At 58.1% G+C, this 15497-nt stretch carries 11 protein-coding genes; 7 read left to right on the top strand and 4 right to left on the bottom strand.

Annotation, left to right across the window (positions count from 1 at the left end):
- Positions 1-97: 97 nt before the first annotated feature.
- From QP968_RS02795 to QP968_RS02820, 6 genes are all read left to right on the top strand, one after another.
- On the top strand, positions 98-970 hold the full coding sequence (locus tag QP968_RS02795; protein ID WP_284854914.1) for a TetR family transcriptional regulator C-terminal domain-containing protein: 873 nt from the start codon (positions 98-100) through the stop codon (positions 968-970).
- Positions 967-2523 carry an ABC transporter substrate-binding protein gene (locus tag QP968_RS02800; RefSeq protein WP_284854915.1) on the top strand — a complete coding sequence of 519 codons (1557 nt, stop codon included), beginning with the start codon at positions 967-969 and terminating at the stop codon, positions 2521-2523. The genes QP968_RS02795 and QP968_RS02800 overlap by 4 nt, the downstream gene beginning before the upstream one ends.
- Before the next feature lie 12 nt (positions 2524-2535).
- Complete coding sequence (locus QP968_RS02805; protein WP_257997228.1) at positions 2536-3474, top strand: ABC transporter permease; 939 nt, start codon at positions 2536-2538, stop codon at positions 3472-3474.
- Positions 3474-4478, top strand: coding sequence for an ABC transporter permease (locus tag QP968_RS02810; protein WP_284854916.1), 1005 nt, complete (start codon positions 3474-3476; stop codon positions 4476-4478). Before QP968_RS02805 ends, QP968_RS02810 begins: the two co-directional genes overlap by 1 nt.
- Positions 4479-4480: 2 nt before the next feature.
- Positions 4481-6265: an ATP-binding cassette domain-containing protein gene (locus QP968_RS02815; RefSeq protein WP_284854917.1), complete on the top strand. Its 1785-nt coding sequence runs from the start codon at positions 4481-4483 to the stop codon at positions 6263-6265.
- Positions 6266-6453: 188 nt separating this feature from the next.
- The gene (locus QP968_RS02820; protein ID WP_284854918.1) at positions 6454-8190 is read left to right on the top strand and encodes a choline/carnitine O-acyltransferase; all 1737 of its coding nucleotides are present in this window, start codon (positions 6454-6456) and stop codon (positions 8188-8190) included.
- 11 nt (positions 8191-8201) lie between these two features.
- Here QP968_RS02820 and QP968_RS02825 read toward each other — a convergent pair whose 3' ends face one another.
- The 3 genes from QP968_RS02825 to rpsA all read right to left on the bottom strand — a co-directional run bounded on the left by QP968_RS02825 (position 8202) and on the right by rpsA (position 11133).
- Complete coding sequence (locus QP968_RS02825) at positions 8202-8567, bottom strand: DUF4259 domain-containing protein (protein ID WP_284854919.1); 366 nt, start codon at positions 8565-8567, stop codon at positions 8202-8204.
- 109 nt (positions 8568-8676) lie between these two features.
- Complete coding sequence (gene coaE, locus QP968_RS02830; protein ID WP_284854920.1) at positions 8677-9285, bottom strand: dephospho-CoA kinase; 609 nt, start codon at positions 9283-9285, stop codon at positions 8677-8679.
- 369 nt (positions 9286-9654) lie between these two features.
- Complete coding sequence (rpsA, locus tag QP968_RS02835) at positions 9655-11133, bottom strand: 30S ribosomal protein S1 (RefSeq protein WP_284854921.1); 1479 nt, start codon at positions 11131-11133, stop codon at positions 9655-9657.
- 354 nt (positions 11134-11487) lie between these two features.
- On the opposite strand from rpsA, the gene QP968_RS02840 reads away from it, so the two are divergent.
- Entirely contained in the window at positions 11488-12744 is a 1257-nt protein-coding gene (locus QP968_RS02840; RefSeq protein WP_284854922.1) for a YkvI family membrane protein, read from the top strand.
- A 19-nt stretch (positions 12745-12763) separates the two neighbouring features.
- On the opposite strand, the gene polA is transcribed toward QP968_RS02840, so the two are convergent.
- Positions 12764-15451 (bottom strand): DNA polymerase I, encoded by a 2688-nt coding sequence (gene polA, locus QP968_RS02845; protein ID WP_284854923.1) that lies wholly within the window; start codon positions 15449-15451, stop codon positions 12764-12766.
- Between the last annotated feature and the right edge of the window lie 46 nt (positions 15452-15497).

The following is a 15497-nucleotide window of genomic DNA, read 5'->3' on the forward strand; positions in this document are numbered from 1 at the left end:
CGCCGCGAAGCACCGGCCGGTAGAAAGTTGCGAAATGCGACTTGAACATCGGTCAAATAGTTGCGATAGATTCACAGCTATACCTAAGCTTGCGTACATGGTCTCGCATTCACCCCTGTCAGCCGCGCGTGACGCAATCACTGCGTCGGGCTTGCGGCATAACGAGGTGGCTGCATATCTAGGCATTGATGCCCCGAAGCTGTCCAAGTCCCTCTCCGGTGTCCGGCGCTTTAGCCAGACAGAGTTAGAGCGCTTGGCAGAACTCACCGGCGTTGAAGTAGAAGCCTTAAGACCATCGCCGAAAGAAAGGCACACGTCACCGAACCCACGCCATTCCGGTGAGGAGTTCGCGCTGCGTCAGCAAAAGATTGTGGATACGGCCTGGCCACTGTTCACATCCCGCGGATACCAGGCGGTCACCATCGCCGATATCGCTCGAAGCGCTGGGATTTCCACCTCAGCAGTGCTCTATTACTTCCAGTCAAAGAATGACATCTTCATTGCCACGCTGGACCGATGCTCGGAACAAGCTGCTGGGCGCAGGTCTTTTGTCGCAGAAATTCCGAATCCCGCCGAACGTCTACTTACCTTTGCTGAAGTGACGCTCGACGGATCGCCGGAGTCATTCCGCGAATGGACAACGTGGGCACAATTTTGGGCATCATCCACTGCTTTTGAGGACGCAAAACATGCCACCGTAGTGGCCTACGCACGGTGGGAAAAACAAATGCGCAGCATTGTTGAGGATGGGATTGCCACCGGCTGTTTCAATGCTCAAGCCCCGGAGCCAATGATCAACGCGGTCACCGCAATGATCGACGGGCTCGGCGTACGCATGCTCGCAGGGACACTTAGCCCTGCAGCTGCGAAAGATGCTGTCACTGCATACCTGAACACGTGGATTGAGCCACTAGACGCGAAGGAATTCGTATCAGCTACACCCACACGTAAGGAGAATTATTCACCATGATTGACCTCACACGCCGGCAACTGTTCGGCGCCACGGCAGTCGCTGGAGCAGCGGGAGCACTCGTCTCATGCTCCGCACAGCCGCCAGCCGAACAGATTGACACTTCCGGTCCACCACGTAAGGGCGGAAAACTACGCGTCGGGCTCGTTGGTGGTTCTACGGCCGACACGGTGGACGCTCACACCCCAGCGAGTGCCAGTGACGCGGCCCGCGTTATCAACCTCTACGAGCTGCTTGTGCGCCGTGGGTACGACTACGAGTTGGAGTACCGCTTGGCCGAATCGATTGACTCGAATGACGCAGCGACTGAGTGGACTGTGGTGTTGCGTGAGGGCGTGAAATTCTCTGATGGTCGCCCGGTTCGCCCGCAGGACGTTAAAGCAACACTCGAGCGCGTGGCTGATCCCGAGAATCCGAAGAACGGTGCTGGCTCCATCGCCCACGTCGAAGCGATCGAAATTATTGATGACCGTTCGTTGGTGATCAAGCTTTCTCAGGCAGATGCTGTGTTTGTGGACACTCTGGCGGAGTACCAGATGGGTATTGTTCCGGAGGATTATGACCCGAAAAATCCGATCGGTGCCGGGCCGTTCAAGCTGATGAACTTCAGCCCAGGACGCTCCACATCGCTCGCACGAAATGAGCACTACTTCGAAGGGCCCGCAAACTTGGATGAAGTCCACATCATTGACTTCTACCAAGAAGACGCGATGCTCAATGCTTTGTTGTCCTCCCAGGTCGATGGCATTGGTGCACTGAACCACGCGTTGGTGCGCGTCATCGAAGCTGATCCGCGTTTGAATGTGGTCAGTTCTGAAACAGGTATGTGGTTGCCGTTCACCATGCGTGTTGACGTCGAGCCTTTCGACGACGAGCGAGTGCGCCAGGCAATGCGCCTCGCGGCAGATCGTCCGGGCATGGTCAACCAAGTGTTCTCCGGCGAAGGCCAGGTGGGCAATGACATGTTCTCTCTGTATGACTCGGCCTACCCGCACGAGTTCCCGCAGCGGGAGCAGAACATTGAGGAAACCAAACGTCTCCTCGCCGAAGCTGGGTACCCAGACGGCATCGACGTTGAGCTAAACACCTCGGAGATCGCCTCCGGGGCTATTCGTGCTGCGCAGGTCTATGCCGAACAGGTCCGCGAGGCTGGTATTCGGGTGAAGATCAACCAGGTGGATTCCACCACTTTCTGGGCGGAAGGCAATTACTTGTCCTACCCGTTCTCCCAGAGTTTCTACTACACCCGTAACTTCCTTGAGCAGGTCAACCGTTGTGCCACTGCTGATGCGCCGTTCAATGAGACGCATTGGGTAGATGATGAGTTCACGGCAAAAACCATCGAAGCGCGTTCCGTGTCCGATGATCGCGAGCGCACCAAGCTGATCAAGGAATTGCAGCAAGATCTGTATGACCGCGGTGGTTACATCATCTGGGGCTTCCCCAACAACATCGATGCGTATCACAACTACGTGGTTGGGGCTCGCCCGCACCCGAGTGGTGTGGCACTGTCCCAAGCACTCTTCTACGACATGTGGATTGCGGAGGCATAAACAATGGGCAAAATGATTCTTCGCAGACTAGGTCTGAGTATCTTCATTCTTCTCGCAGTGTCCATCATCGTTTTCTGTGCGACGCTGCTTCTACCAGGTGACCCGGCACGTGCAATCCTTGGCCAGCAGGCCACACCGGAACGCATTGCGGCGCTGGAAGCTCAAATGAACTTGGACAAGAGTCCTTTTGAGCGGTACTTCCTGTGGCTCGGCGGTGTTGTCACCGGGGACTTTGGTATGTCCACCACGACCGGTGGCCCCGTATCAGAACTGCTGGGTGAACCCTTGGTCAACTCCCTGATCCTCATGGTGTTGGCCGCACTCGTTGCCATCCCGGTGGGTATTTTGCTGGGTGTCTACGCCGCTTGGTGGCGTGGCTACAAGCGCGACAGCGCTATCACCTGGGTAACGCTGATTCTGGCAGCAATGCCGGAGTTCGTCATCGGTATTCTTTTGATCACGCTTTTTGCTACCTCGGTATTCCAGGTACTACCAGCGGTGACCATGTCACCACCGGGCACTGCTGTGTGGGAGTACCCGTCCCAGCTGATCTTGCCCACGCTGACGTTGGCTCTGGTGGTCAGTCCTTACATCGCGCGCATGACACGCGCGACGATGATTGAAACCTTGGATTCTGGCTACGTGGAAATGGCACGCCTGAAGGGTGTTCCGGAGCGCCGCGTCATTTTCCGCCATGCACTCCCCCACGCCGTTGGTCCTATTGCACAAGTTGTGGCCATCCAGCTGGCCTGGTTGGCCGGCGGCATCGTCGTGGTCGAGTACCTGTTCCGTTACCCCGGCCTCGGTGTCGCCATGATCGACGCCGTGAATTACCGCGACGTCCAGGTGGTACAGGCAGTCACGTTGCTGATTGCCGCCGTATACGTCGTAGTCAACTTGCTCGCTGACGTGGTGAGCATCATGGCCAACCCGAAGCTAAGGAGCAACTAATGACTCAGCCACAGCTGAATCCACACTCCCCGACTCCGGTGCCTGTCTCCGCCGAGACGCAGGGTGAGCACACCACTGAGCTGAAAACTTCCCTGTCCAAACCGGCACCAATTTACAAACGTATTTGGGCACAACCTGAAGGTAAGGTCGGTGCGATCCTCACAGGAATCGTTCTCCTTGTCGCACTGGTCGGTTACTTCTTCGCCGAGCAAATCACCGGTTACTCGACCACTGAGTTCCTCGGCCTGCCGTTCACCAGCGATGGAACGTTTGGTACGGACAACCTTGGTCGCTCCGTTGCCTCCCGCTTCATTGCCGGTGGTTTGCTGCTGTTGGTCACCGCTTTCCTTGCCACTGTGCTGGGCATGCTCGTAGGCACACTCTTGGGCATGATCGCTGGCTACGCGGGTGGGAAGACTGATGCGGTAATCATGCGCATCAACGACATCTTCCTGGCTTTCCCACAGCTCATCTTCGCGATGTTGGCGATTGTGATCTTCGGTCCTTCCGCAACGGTGCTGGTGTTGGTCATCGGACTCACACACGCCCCGCGTATTGCGCGTGTGGCACGTGCTTCCACCCAGTCCGTGACCAATGAGGACTACATCCGTGCGGCACAGATGTACTCCGTCCCACACTGGAAGATCCTTACCCAGGAGATCCTCCCCAACATCACCGGCCCGTTGTCCGTGGAAGCCGGTTTGCGCCTGACCTACTCCATTGGTTCCATCGCTTCCCTGTCCTTCTTGGGTCTGGGTATCCAGCCGCCGGCTGCGGACTGGGGCTTGATGATCAATGAGAACCGCATCGCTTTGTCCATCCAGCCATGGGGTGTTGTGCTTCCGGTGTTTGCCATCGCACTGCTCACCATTGGCACCAACATGCTCGCGGATGCGACAGCCCGGGCAACTGCAACGACCGCTATGCCGATCAAGCGCACTGGCCCGAAGGCTGAAAGTGTGCGTCAGGAAAAGGTCGAGCCGATCCACAACGAGGAGGCATAACCATGAGCACCCCACATAATTCCGGTGGACCGACCCCGGTCAATCAACCTGCACAGGATGCATCAAGTGGCATCAACCTGTGGGAAGCTGCTGGCTTGCAGGGTGAGTACACCCCGCCACCGCGTACCGAAGAAACACTGGTGATGCGTTGCCGTGACCTTCGCTTGGCCACGTTTGAGGGAACGGAAATCCTCCACGGCGTTGATTTTGATCTCTACCGCGGTGAAATCGTTGGCCTCGTCGGCGAATCCGGCTCTGGCAAGACTACAGCTGGGCTGGCCACGATGGGTCACTTCCGCACCGGCCTGATCAAGACAGATGGCACCATCACGCTGCATACGCGTGAGGGTGAATCCATCGACATCTTCAGCCTGAACGAGGACCAGCTGCGTGATCTGCGCGGTGGCCGTGTTGCCTACATTCCCCAGGACCCGGCTCTGAGCCTTAACCCTGCGATGCGAGTGGGCGATCAGATCCGCGAGGTCCTAGACATCCACGGATACGGCTCAAGCGCACAAGAGCGCGAGGACCGCGTGCGCGAGGTCATGCGCGACGTGGACTTGCCTGACACCGATGAGTATCTGGCCCGTTGGCCACACCAGCTCTCTGGTGGCCAACAGCAGCGCGTCGGTATCGCCATGGCCTTTGCCATGTACCCGGATGTGCTCATCTGTGATGAGCCAACCACCGGCCTTGATGTGACCACTCAGAACCACGTTCTGAAGACGATTCGCACGATGACGGTGAAAAACGATGTTGCATCGCTCTACATCACCCACGATCTTGCAGTCGTTGCGGAGCTAGTGGACCGCGTCGTGGTGATGCTGCGGGGCGACATCGTGGAAGAAGGCCCCTACAACACGGTCTTGTACACCCCAAAGCACCCGTACACCAAGAAGCTACTGGCAGCCATCCCGGATCTGGCGGGCCGCAAGGACATCGCAGGCTTTGCGCGCTGGGGTGAAGGGTCGGATGCGGGGAAGATCCAGACTCCGGCAGATGCGCCTACTGAAGAGCGTGAGCAAAAGCGCAAGCACAACGCTTTGCTGGAAATCCGTGACCTCAAGATGGCGTATGGCTCCAACCAGGTGCTCCACGGTATCAATCTGACGGTGGAGCCCGGTGAGTCCATTCTCATTTTGGGTGAATCCGGTTCTGGTAAGACCACGTTGTCACGATCCGTCGTGGGTCTTAATGATGGCTACACCGGCCAAGTGCTGCTGCGTGGACAGGAACTTGATCCCAGTAGCCGCAAGAGGTCACTGCCGGAGCGCAAGGATGTCCAGTACATCTTCCAGTCCCCCTTCTCCTCGTTGAATCCACGTCGCACGATTGGGGAGTCCATGAGTGTCCCGCTCGTTATCGCGGACGAGCTATCCAAGGACGAGCAGCGCGCGATTGTTGAGGAGACTCTGGAAGCCGTGCAGCTGGACCGGAGCTTCTACGACCGACGTCCGGGTGACCTGTCCGGTGGTGAACGCCAGCGCGCGGCAATCGGTCGCGCTCTGGTGAGCACCCCTTCAGTGCTGGTCTGTGATGAGGTGACATCGGCTCTCGATGTCTCCGTTCAAGCCAGCATCCTCAAACTGCTCGCCGAACTGCGCCATGAACGCGATCTGGCCATGCTGTTTGTCACCCACAACATTGCGCTCGCCCGCCACATTGCCACTCGCGTTGCTGTACTGAACAAGGGCGTCATCGTGGATGAAGGCCCAGTGGACGAGGTTCTGGAGAACCCGCAGCATGAGTACACCAAGGAGCTTCTGGCTAATATTCCGTCGCTCTAAAGATTCCTAGACCGGTGGATGTAAACACCGTTCTAGTCCGTCGCCGTCACTCTCCCTCCCCGCCGGCCACCCCGCGGTGGATGAGGTGACGGCGATCATGTTTTTGCAGGTCTTGGGACGGGGATTTGGTGGGTAGAGTGGGCTGTGTATGCACTCAATGAAGACCTACCCATAGGAGGCCTGCTCTCGTGGCTGCGAATCCCACCATTGCGCCGCACCCGTCAACACTGGACCTGAAGGTTCTTGAGGTCCCGCCGCTGGATGACACACTCGATGCGTATAAGCATGCACTCTCGGCTGTGCTCGATGAGGATGCGCTGAGCCGCGCCGACGCTATCGTCGAAAAGTTCCGCACTGGCGCTGGCCCGAAACTTGACGCTGCTCTGCGTGAGCGTGCCGAAGCACGCGCGGCTGTGGGTACGAACTGGCTTCACGACGAGTGGTATTCCAGCTACCTCACCGTCCGTGAGCCACTGCCTTTGAGCACGAACGTGGGCTTCCAGCTCGCCCTTCCAGCGGAGCAAACACCAGTAGGCCTTGACCGCGCCATTGAGTTCATTCAGCGCGCTGCCACGGTGCACTTGCAAGCGGCCTCTAAGAAGCTGCCGGAAGATGTGGATGCCCGCGGTAACCGCATCACCTTGAACCAATGGTTCGTGTATGGCGGTGGTGTGCGCCATCCACTGCCGAATGAAGACACGATTTGGCAAAGCGAACTCGATGAAACGAACCGTGAGATCGGCGTATTTGTCAATGGACGCCTCTTTGCCATCCGCATCACCGACAGCGCCGGCAAGCTCGTCTCGGCAGAGACATTGCGTGCCACTTTGGAGAACATCTTGGCAGCCGCGGCTGAACCAGCTGAGCTTGATTTCAACGCCCCTTCCCTACTTGGCTCCGGCGTACTCGGGGAGCTTCTCCCGGAGATGCTGAAGCAGAGTAATAATGAGTCGGTGTATGAGCGCTTGAGTGACATGCTCTTCACTATCGAGCTGCTCGACGACGAGGACAAGACGAATAACCAGCGCATCCATGAAGCCACATTCACCCCACGCGGTGCATGGACATACAAAGCGTTGAGCTACCAGGTGAGCCTTACCGACGACTGGATTGCGGTTCACGTGGAGCATTCCTGCATCGACGGTGCCACCTTGGTCACCGCTATGAACCGCCTGCAAACGGTTGAACTGCCGGGTGAATCATCCGAGGAGCTGACAGAGCTGGTCCCCGAGGAACTCGTGTGGACGCTCGATGAAGCAACCAGCGAGAAGATCCGCCAGCAGGCCACCTCCTATGCGGCACAGGCAGAAAAACTCGCGGTGGAAATCATCGACGCGCCACTACGCCAACCAGCTGAGCTACCGTTCAAGATCAGCCGCGATGCCTCTACCCAGCTGATCATGCACATCGCGCAACAACTGACCTTCGGCCGCGTCCGTGGTGTATATGAAGCTGTGGATATGCGCGAGTTCCGCGCCGGCCGCACCGAGTGCTTGCGTGCTGCTACCCCGGAGGCCGTCGCGTTCGCAGAAAAACTAGTTGCAGGGACCGCTACGCAAGACGATCTCCTCGCGGCGGTGAACGCCCACCGTGGCTGGGTCAAACGCTGCAAGTCCGGCAATGGTTTTGACCGCCACATTCAGATGATGGCCACCATCGATGACAGCGACCCCTTCTTCAACGATGAGGCCGTCGTTGCTGCGCGCAGGGACTTCCTGTCCACCACATCTATTGGTGGCGCACAACAAATCGTGCGTTACAGCTTCGCGCCTACTCTGCCGGAGGGCTTCGGCATTTCCTACACTCCCCTCCCGGGCGCCACGGAGTACTGCGTCTCCTGGAACCTGGATACCGCGGAGAAGCCAAAGGAGTTCAAGGCAAACCTGGTCAAGGCCTCCGATTTGCTCTGGGATTTCCTCCAGTAAGTCAGCGTGGGCTAGCTGACAAACTTCCCGGAGTATTTGCGGGCTTCGGCGAGCCAATTCTCTAGCTCGCCGGCATCCTGCCACAGATCGTACAACTCGGAAATGTCCGGGTTCACCGCGTGATCAGCACGGCGCCGAATCCACTGGCGATCATCGCGGGTGAACGGGAAGGACAGCGCTGCGTTGTACTCCTCCGATGGCACATAACCATTCAACACAGCTGCTAAGGCTAGGACGGTTTCAGCCTCATCGGTGCCAAGAGCTCCGCGACCACATTCAAAACGGAATTGCGCCATACGGAAAGACCCGTCGGACAATGCGGCGACGGTGTCCAATGCCTGATCATTATCAAAAGGCCCGATATCCCACGTTCCCATGGGTTGAGACAGTAGGGATACCAGGTTAATCAAACGTGTCTACACACTAGCCGGACACTTAACTTTGCCGGTCAAATGGGCAACCTGTTGTGTGCTTGTCATCTTTCCACTACCGGAAAGCGTCACCGGATTGTACAGCCGAAATGAAGCGCTGAACCTGCGGATCGAGTTCTTCCAATGGGCCGTTGTTGTCAATGACCCAATCGGCTGCTGACTTGCGCGCATCATCATCGATCTGCTGCTTGATACGCGCGCGGGCATCTGCCTCATCCAGGCCACGTGACGCCACGAGGCGGCGTACACGCTCTTCCGCAGCAACATCTACAACAACGGTCAAGTCCATGTCCTTGTTCAAACCCAACTCAATAAGCAAGGGCATGTCGTAGACGGCCACGGCAATGCCATCGGCTTCTGCTTGCATGAACTGCCGGTGGGATTCCGCACGAATCGCTGGGTGCGTAATCGCGTTCAGGCGCTGAGTGGAGTCAGTGTTCGCGAACGCACGGCGCGCGAGTTCCGCCCGGTCCAGTGAGCCGTCTGTGTTGAGCACATCGTGCCCGAACTCATCGGCTACCTTGGCCAGCACTGGTGAGCCAGGTTCCATGATCTCTCGGGCGATTCTATCCGCGTCCACCACCCGAAAACCCGCTTCGGCCAGCATCGCTGCCACCGTGGATTTGCCGCTACCAATTCCGCCTGTCAGACCAATCTTTTTCATGCCCGCAACCGTAGTGGGTTGCGCAGCAAAACGGGTATCGACTACCGGCGCGTCGTGGCGGGTTAAGTGGGCGGGGATTGTCCAAAGACACTCTCCTTCGCCGGGTGCGTGTAAAAAACTACATCGCGAAAACTCGGCTCGGATAAAGACCGTGATAGAGATTTTCTAACGTTTGCTAGTTACCGGCGCAATGTAACCGGCTGCACCGAAGTAGGCGCACGCGTGAGTAGCCGAGAGCGAAGCATGGCGCGGGAGGCGGCCCGTAGTCGAGTTCAGGGCAGAGAAAAAGGCCCGCACCTTTCGGTGCGGGCCTTTTTGTCTAGGGCTATTGCCTAGGTCCTAGTGGTGAGACGCCTCAGCGACTCGCCACTAGTTGCCGGCTAGCTTCTCGCGCAGAGCGGCGAGCTGCTCGTCGGAGGCAAGGGAGCCACCCTGCTCAGCTTCGCCAGCGGACGGTGCTGCCGGAGCTGCAGCATCGCCGGAGGTGGAGCTGTAGTTGGTCGGGGTAGCGCCCTCACCGTTAGCCTCAGCCTCAGCTGCGGCAGCACGGTTGCGCTCGATCTGAGCGGTGTGAGCCTCGTGCAGGCGTGCAGCCTCGGCGTAGCGGGCCTCCCACTCCTGACGTGCCTCGTCGTAGCCTTCCATCCACTCGTTGGTCTCCGGGTCGAAGCCCTCCGGGAAGATGTAGTTGCCCTGCTCGTCGTAGGAATCGGCCATGCCGTAGCGGGACGGATCGAACTCTTCCGAGTAGTCCTCATCTGCTTGCTTGAGGGACAGGGAGATGCGACGACGGTCCAGGTCGATGTCGATGACCTTGACCATGACTTCCTGACCAACACCAACAACCTGGTCCGGTACCTCGACGTGGCGCTGAGCCAGCTCGGAGATGTGGACGAGGCCCTCGATGCCCTCCTCGACGCGAACGAACGCACCGAACGGGACGAGCTTGGTCACCTTGCCCGGGACGATCTGGCCCACAGCGTGGGTGCGGGCGAAGACGCGCCACGGATCTTCCTGGGTTGCCTTGAGGGACAGGGACACGCGCTCGCGGTCCAGATCCACGTCGAGGACCTCGACGGTGACCTCGTCGCCGACAGTGACAACCTCGGATGGGTGGTCGATGTGCTTCCAGGACAGCTCGGACACGTGGACCAGGCCGTCAACGCCGCCGAGGTCAACGAATGCACCGAAGTTGACGATGGAGGAGACAACGCCCTTGCGGACCTGACCCTTCTCCAGCTGGTGCAGGAAGTCGGAGCGGACCGCAGACTGGGTCTCTTCCAGGTATGCACGGCGGGACAGAACAACGTTGTTGCGGTGCTTGTCCAGCTCGATGATCTTGGCCTCGAGCTCCTGGCCGATGTACGGATCCAGGTCACGCACGCGACGCATTTCAACCAGGGAAGCCGGCAGGAAGCCACGGAGACCGATGTCGAGGATGAGACCACCCTTGACAACCTCGATGACGGTACCGGTAACCGGCTGGTCGTTGGCCTGGAGCTCCTCGATGGTGCCCCATGCGCGCTCGTACTGTGCACGCTTCTTGGACAGAAGCAGACGACCTTCCTTGTCCTCCTTGGTCAGGACAAGTGCGTCAATCTCATCGCCGATCTGGACGACCTCATCTGGGTCGACGTCGTGCTTGATGGACAGTTCGCGGGTCGGGATGACGCCTTCGGTCTTGTATCCGATGTCGAGGAGAACCTCGTCGTGATCGACCTTGACGACGGTGCCGGTGACAATGTCGCCATCATTGAAGTACTTGATGGTCGCGTCAACTGCGGCAAGAAAATCCTCAGCGCTGCCGATGTCGTTGATGGCAACCTGCGGGGTAGTAGAAGTGGGCATAAGTTATGTTGCTCCGAAACGGATAGGAGATAGCAAATGGACATGAGCGCATCTCTCGACACTCCGGCTCACGCACGGCAAAGCCCCGTATGAGCTGGGGTTTCGATCTCGCTTCCAGCACGGGCGGCCCTCCTATAATGACCGGATCCGCGACAAAAGCGTAGACACGCTCGTACGAGATTAGTCTATTTCCCCAGCTTGATCAAACTTTAGGCCCGCGCGCCAACAAACAATTGCTATCGACGCTCCCGCGGACGGTTCCAGCATTCCTTACTCTTGCTATTAGGCTTGTGTATTCAAACAAATTTTTCATAGCGGCCCAAGGTATTACCTGGGCGCATAGGTGGTGTTTTTATGTTAAAACGCGGTATCGGTATCGGTTTCGCGTTCATTGGCGTGGTTGTTGGTGCTGGTTTCGCTTCCGGCATGGAGGCTTTCCAATACTTCGTGTCATATGGGCACATGGGGCTATGGGGAATTGCCCTGGCAGGTGTAGTCATGGCGTTTGCGGCCGTGGCCTTCCTTGCTTTCGGCTCCTACTTCCGCGCAACGGAGCACACGCGTGTGTTCGGCGCTGTTTCTGATGGTCTGTCTTCAAGGATCATGGACTGGTCCGCCATCGCGTGCATGTTCAGTGTTGGCTTTGTCATGTTCGCTGGGGCTGGCTCCAACTTGGAGCAGGCCTACGGCTGGCCGATATATGTCGGCGGTGTAGCCATGCTCATCATCATGTTGTTGGTGGGCCGCCTGGATGTGGACAAGATCTCCTTCATCTTGGGCCTGGTCACTCCCCTGTTGATCATCTTCGTGCTCATTGCGTCCTTCTGGACGTTTACCCATGCGAGCGTGGATCTTGCCGCACAAAGTGCATGGACCAAAGAACATGTCGCTGGCGCCACGGGCGCACCAACCTGGTGGCTCGGTGCACTCAACCACACGGGGCTTAACGCACTATGCACGGTGTCCATGGCCATCGTCATTGGCGGTGACAATTTTGATAACAAGTCCGTGCGCATTGGTGGCATTATCGCGGGCGCGCTATACGCACTGATGCTTGCTCTACTCGTGGTCACCTTGTTCATCGAAGCGCAGGCCGTCAATGGCGATGACATGCCCCTGCTGACCGTGCTGTTCAACTTCAATCCGGTCCTGGGCCAGGTGATGACATGGGTGATCTTCCTCATGGTGTTCAACACCTGCCTGGGCATGATCTACGCCCTAGCTAAGCGCCTGACCCGTGATAACCCGGAAAACTTCTACAAGGTGTACGTAGTCGCCTGCATCATTGGCTTCATCCTGTCCTTCATTGGATTCAAAACGCTGGTGGCTAACCTCTACCCGATCTTGGGTTACCTGGGCCTCTTTGTCATCGCGATCATGGTGTACCAGTACTTCCACTACCGCGATCACCTGGCTAAGGAGAGCGAGGTTCGCACGGCCGCAGTTGACCTCGTTGCCGATGAGGACAATTTGGATCCAGACAGCGAGTTCGCAGACATGACTCTTGCGGAGCTCGCCGAGGAATCTAGCCTCGACCTTGAGGAGTTTAAGGAGGGCCTCGAGTCCGAGATGGAAACCCTCGACTCCGAGTCGGAGTCAAAGGCGGACTAAACCCGCCTGCTCATGCTGCCTAGTGGGCCGCCTCGTCCCAGTTCTTGCCCGTGCCGGCAGAAACTTCGAGCGGCACACTCAAGGTGATCGCACGGTCCATCTCCTTTTCCACGATCGCGCGCACCTGCTCTAACTCACCCGGAGCGACCTCCACAACGAGCTCGTCGTGCACTTGGAGCAGCACACGCGAGGCCAACGTCTTGCCCGCAAGCTGCGTCATTGACAGCGCGTGATCAACGCGGATCATGGCGACCTTGATGATGTCCGCAGCAGTTCCCTGGATCGGCGCATTCAATGCCGCACGCTCCGCGTTCTCGCGTGCCACACGGTTGTCGGAATTCAGCTCCGGCAGGTAGCGGCGACGGCCAAAGATGGTGGAAGTGTATCCATCGCGGCGGGCCTGCTCCACAACTTGGTCGAGGTAACGCTTGACGCCACCGAAGCGCTGGAAATAGTTCTCCATAATCTGCTTCGCCTCACCCGCTGGGATTCCCAGCTGATTGGACAGACCGTAGGCCGATAGGCCGTAGACCAAGCCGTAACTCATCGCCTTGACGCGGCGGCGAAGTTCTGGGGTGACCTCACTGATAGGAACATCAAAGACTCGGGAACCTACGAAGTTGTGCAGGTCCTCCCCTTCCTTGTATGCCTCGATGAGGCCCGGGTCTTCGGAAAGATGCGCCATCACGCGCATTTCAATCTGCGAGTAATCAGCGGTGAGCAGGCACTCATAGCCCTCGCCCACCGTGAACGCGGAACGAATCCGGCGGCCCGCCTCCGTGCGCACTGGAATGTTCTGCAGGTTCGGATCCGTGGAACTCAAACGCCCTGTCGATGTCACCGTCTGGTTGAACGTGGTGTGGATACGGCCGTCCTCCCCCACGGATTTGATCAAGCCCTCAAGCGTGGACTTCATTTTCTGGTACTCACGGTGCGCGAGCAGCTCATCGAGGAACGGGTGCGGGTTCTTCGCCGCCAGTGCTTCAATTTCCTTCGCTGCGGTGGAATAACCCGTCTTCGTCTTCTTAGTCTTGGGCAGCTCAAGCTTGTCAAAGAGAACCACAGACAGCTGCTTGGGGGAAGAGAGGTTCAGCGAAGGCTCGTCAACAAGCTGGCGTGCTTTTTCTTCAGCAGCAGCGACCTTCTCCGCGAACTCTTTCTGCTGATTTCGCAGCACATCCACGTCAACTGCAATGCCGTTTTCTTCCATCTCCGCGAGGATGGTCACAAGTGGCAACTCGAGATCCGCGTAAAGCTCATAGGAATCGATCTCGCGCAGCTCACCAGTCAACTTTTCAGCCAGCTCAAGGATCGCCACTGCGGAATCCACCACCGAGGTGTCCTCATCCAGCAAGCTCATCTGCTCACTCGCCGGCGCGAGCTGTCGCTGCAGGTGGCGTTGGTACACATCCGCCAGGTCATACGTGCGCTGGCCTGGGCGCAGCAAGTACGCCGCGATCGCCGTGTCATGCGCAATGCCATGCAGAGTCATTCCACGACCTCGCAGCATGTGCCACGTAGCTTTCGCCGAATGTACGTACTTCGGCGCATCCGATTCAATCCAAGCCTTGAAGGCCGCATCTTCAGCAGGGCTCAGTTCCCCTACTTCGCGCGTAATAGCGTGCCTTTGCTTATCCACGACCCCCACCGCCTGCGCATCCCCACCCGCCGGCACCGCGGTACCCACGACGTAGAGGGCCATGCCTTGGCCTTCGCGCTCTTGGAGCCATTCATCCAATGGTCCGTCATCGATGGTGAGTTCAAGGGTCTCGTCGGCTGAGTCCTCGGCATCAAGCAGTGCACCGTCATGTGGCACGGCGGCGAGCACTCGCTCGCGGAGGTTCACACCGAATTCCAGATCATCAAACGCGGTAGCCACTGCGTTCACGTCTGCTGGCTTGAGCTCCAACTCATCCGGACCGACTGGCAGCTCCAGGTCACACACCATCTGGGTAAGCTCCCGGTTCAGCTGTACCTGCTCAATCCGCTCGCGGAAGGATTCACCGACCTTGCCCTTGATCTCATCCGCGTGATCAATCAGGCCTTGGAGATCCCCGTACTGCACGATCCACTTCGTCGCGGTCTTCTCCCCTACGCCCGGAATATTGGGCAGGTTATCTGACGGGTCACCGCGCAGTGCCGCGAAATCCGGATACTGCGCCGGGGTGAGTCCGTACTTCTTCTCTACTTCCTCCGGTGTGAACCGTGTCAAGGTGGACACACCACGGGTGGGATACAGCACGGTCACCGTGTCATTGACCAGTTGCAGGTAGTCACGGTCACCGGTGACGATGACAACCTCGTAGTCATCCTGCGCCTGCGTGGTCAGCGTGGCCAGAATGTCATCGGCTTCGTAGTTTTCCTTGGTCAACGTGACAATGGCAAGATCCCCCAGCACATCCTGGATGATGGGCACCTGGCCCTTGAATTCCTCCGGCGCCGATTCACGCTGCGCCTTGTACTCCGGGAAACGCTCCGTGCGGAACGTCTTGCGTCCGATATCAAAGGCCACCGCCACGTGCGTCGGCTTCTCATCCGCGAGAATATTCGCGAACATGGACAAAAAGCCGTACACCGCATTCGTATGCTGCCCACCCGAGGTGGAGAAGTTCTCCACCGGCAGTGCATAAAAAGCTCTAAAGGCCATCGAGTGGCCATCAATGAGCAGAAGACGTTTCTTAGCAGAGGAATTATCAGCGGAAGTCACGCTGTCCTACCTTACCCGTGCCAGCTGCACCCCGATTTAGGGTTAC

This window comes from Corynebacterium sp. MSK041 (genome assembly GCF_030232265.1).
Classification (GTDB): Bacteria; Actinomycetota; Actinomycetes; order Mycobacteriales; family Mycobacteriaceae; genus Corynebacterium.

Coding starts and splice junctions, on each gene's coding strand:
- QP968_RS02795 (WP_284854914.1), top strand. CDS start 98: ATGGTCTCGCATTCACCCCTGTCAGCCGCGCGTGACGCAATCACTGCG.
- QP968_RS02800 (WP_284854915.1), top strand. CDS start 967: ATGATTGACCTCACACGCCGGCAACTGTTCGGCGCCACGGCAGTCGCT.
- QP968_RS02805 (WP_257997228.1), top strand. CDS start 2,536: ATGATTCTTCGCAGACTAGGTCTGAGTATCTTCATTCTTCTCGCAGTG.
- QP968_RS02810 (WP_284854916.1), top strand. CDS start 3,474: ATGACTCAGCCACAGCTGAATCCACACTCCCCGACTCCGGTGCCTGTC.
- QP968_RS02815 (WP_284854917.1), top strand. CDS start 4,481: ATGAGCACCCCACATAATTCCGGTGGACCGACCCCGGTCAATCAACCT.
- QP968_RS02825 (WP_284854919.1), bottom strand. CDS start 8,567: ATGGGAACGTGGGATATCGGGCCTTTTGATAATGATCAGGCATTGGAC.
- coaE (WP_284854920.1), bottom strand. CDS start 9,285: ATGAAAAAGATTGGTCTGACAGGCGGAATTGGTAGCGGCAAATCCACG.
- rpsA (WP_284854921.1), bottom strand. CDS start 11,133: ATGCCCACTTCTACTACCCCGCAGGTTGCCATCAACGACATCGGCAGC.
- QP968_RS02840 (WP_284854922.1), top strand. CDS start 11,488: ATGTTAAAACGCGGTATCGGTATCGGTTTCGCGTTCATTGGCGTGGTT.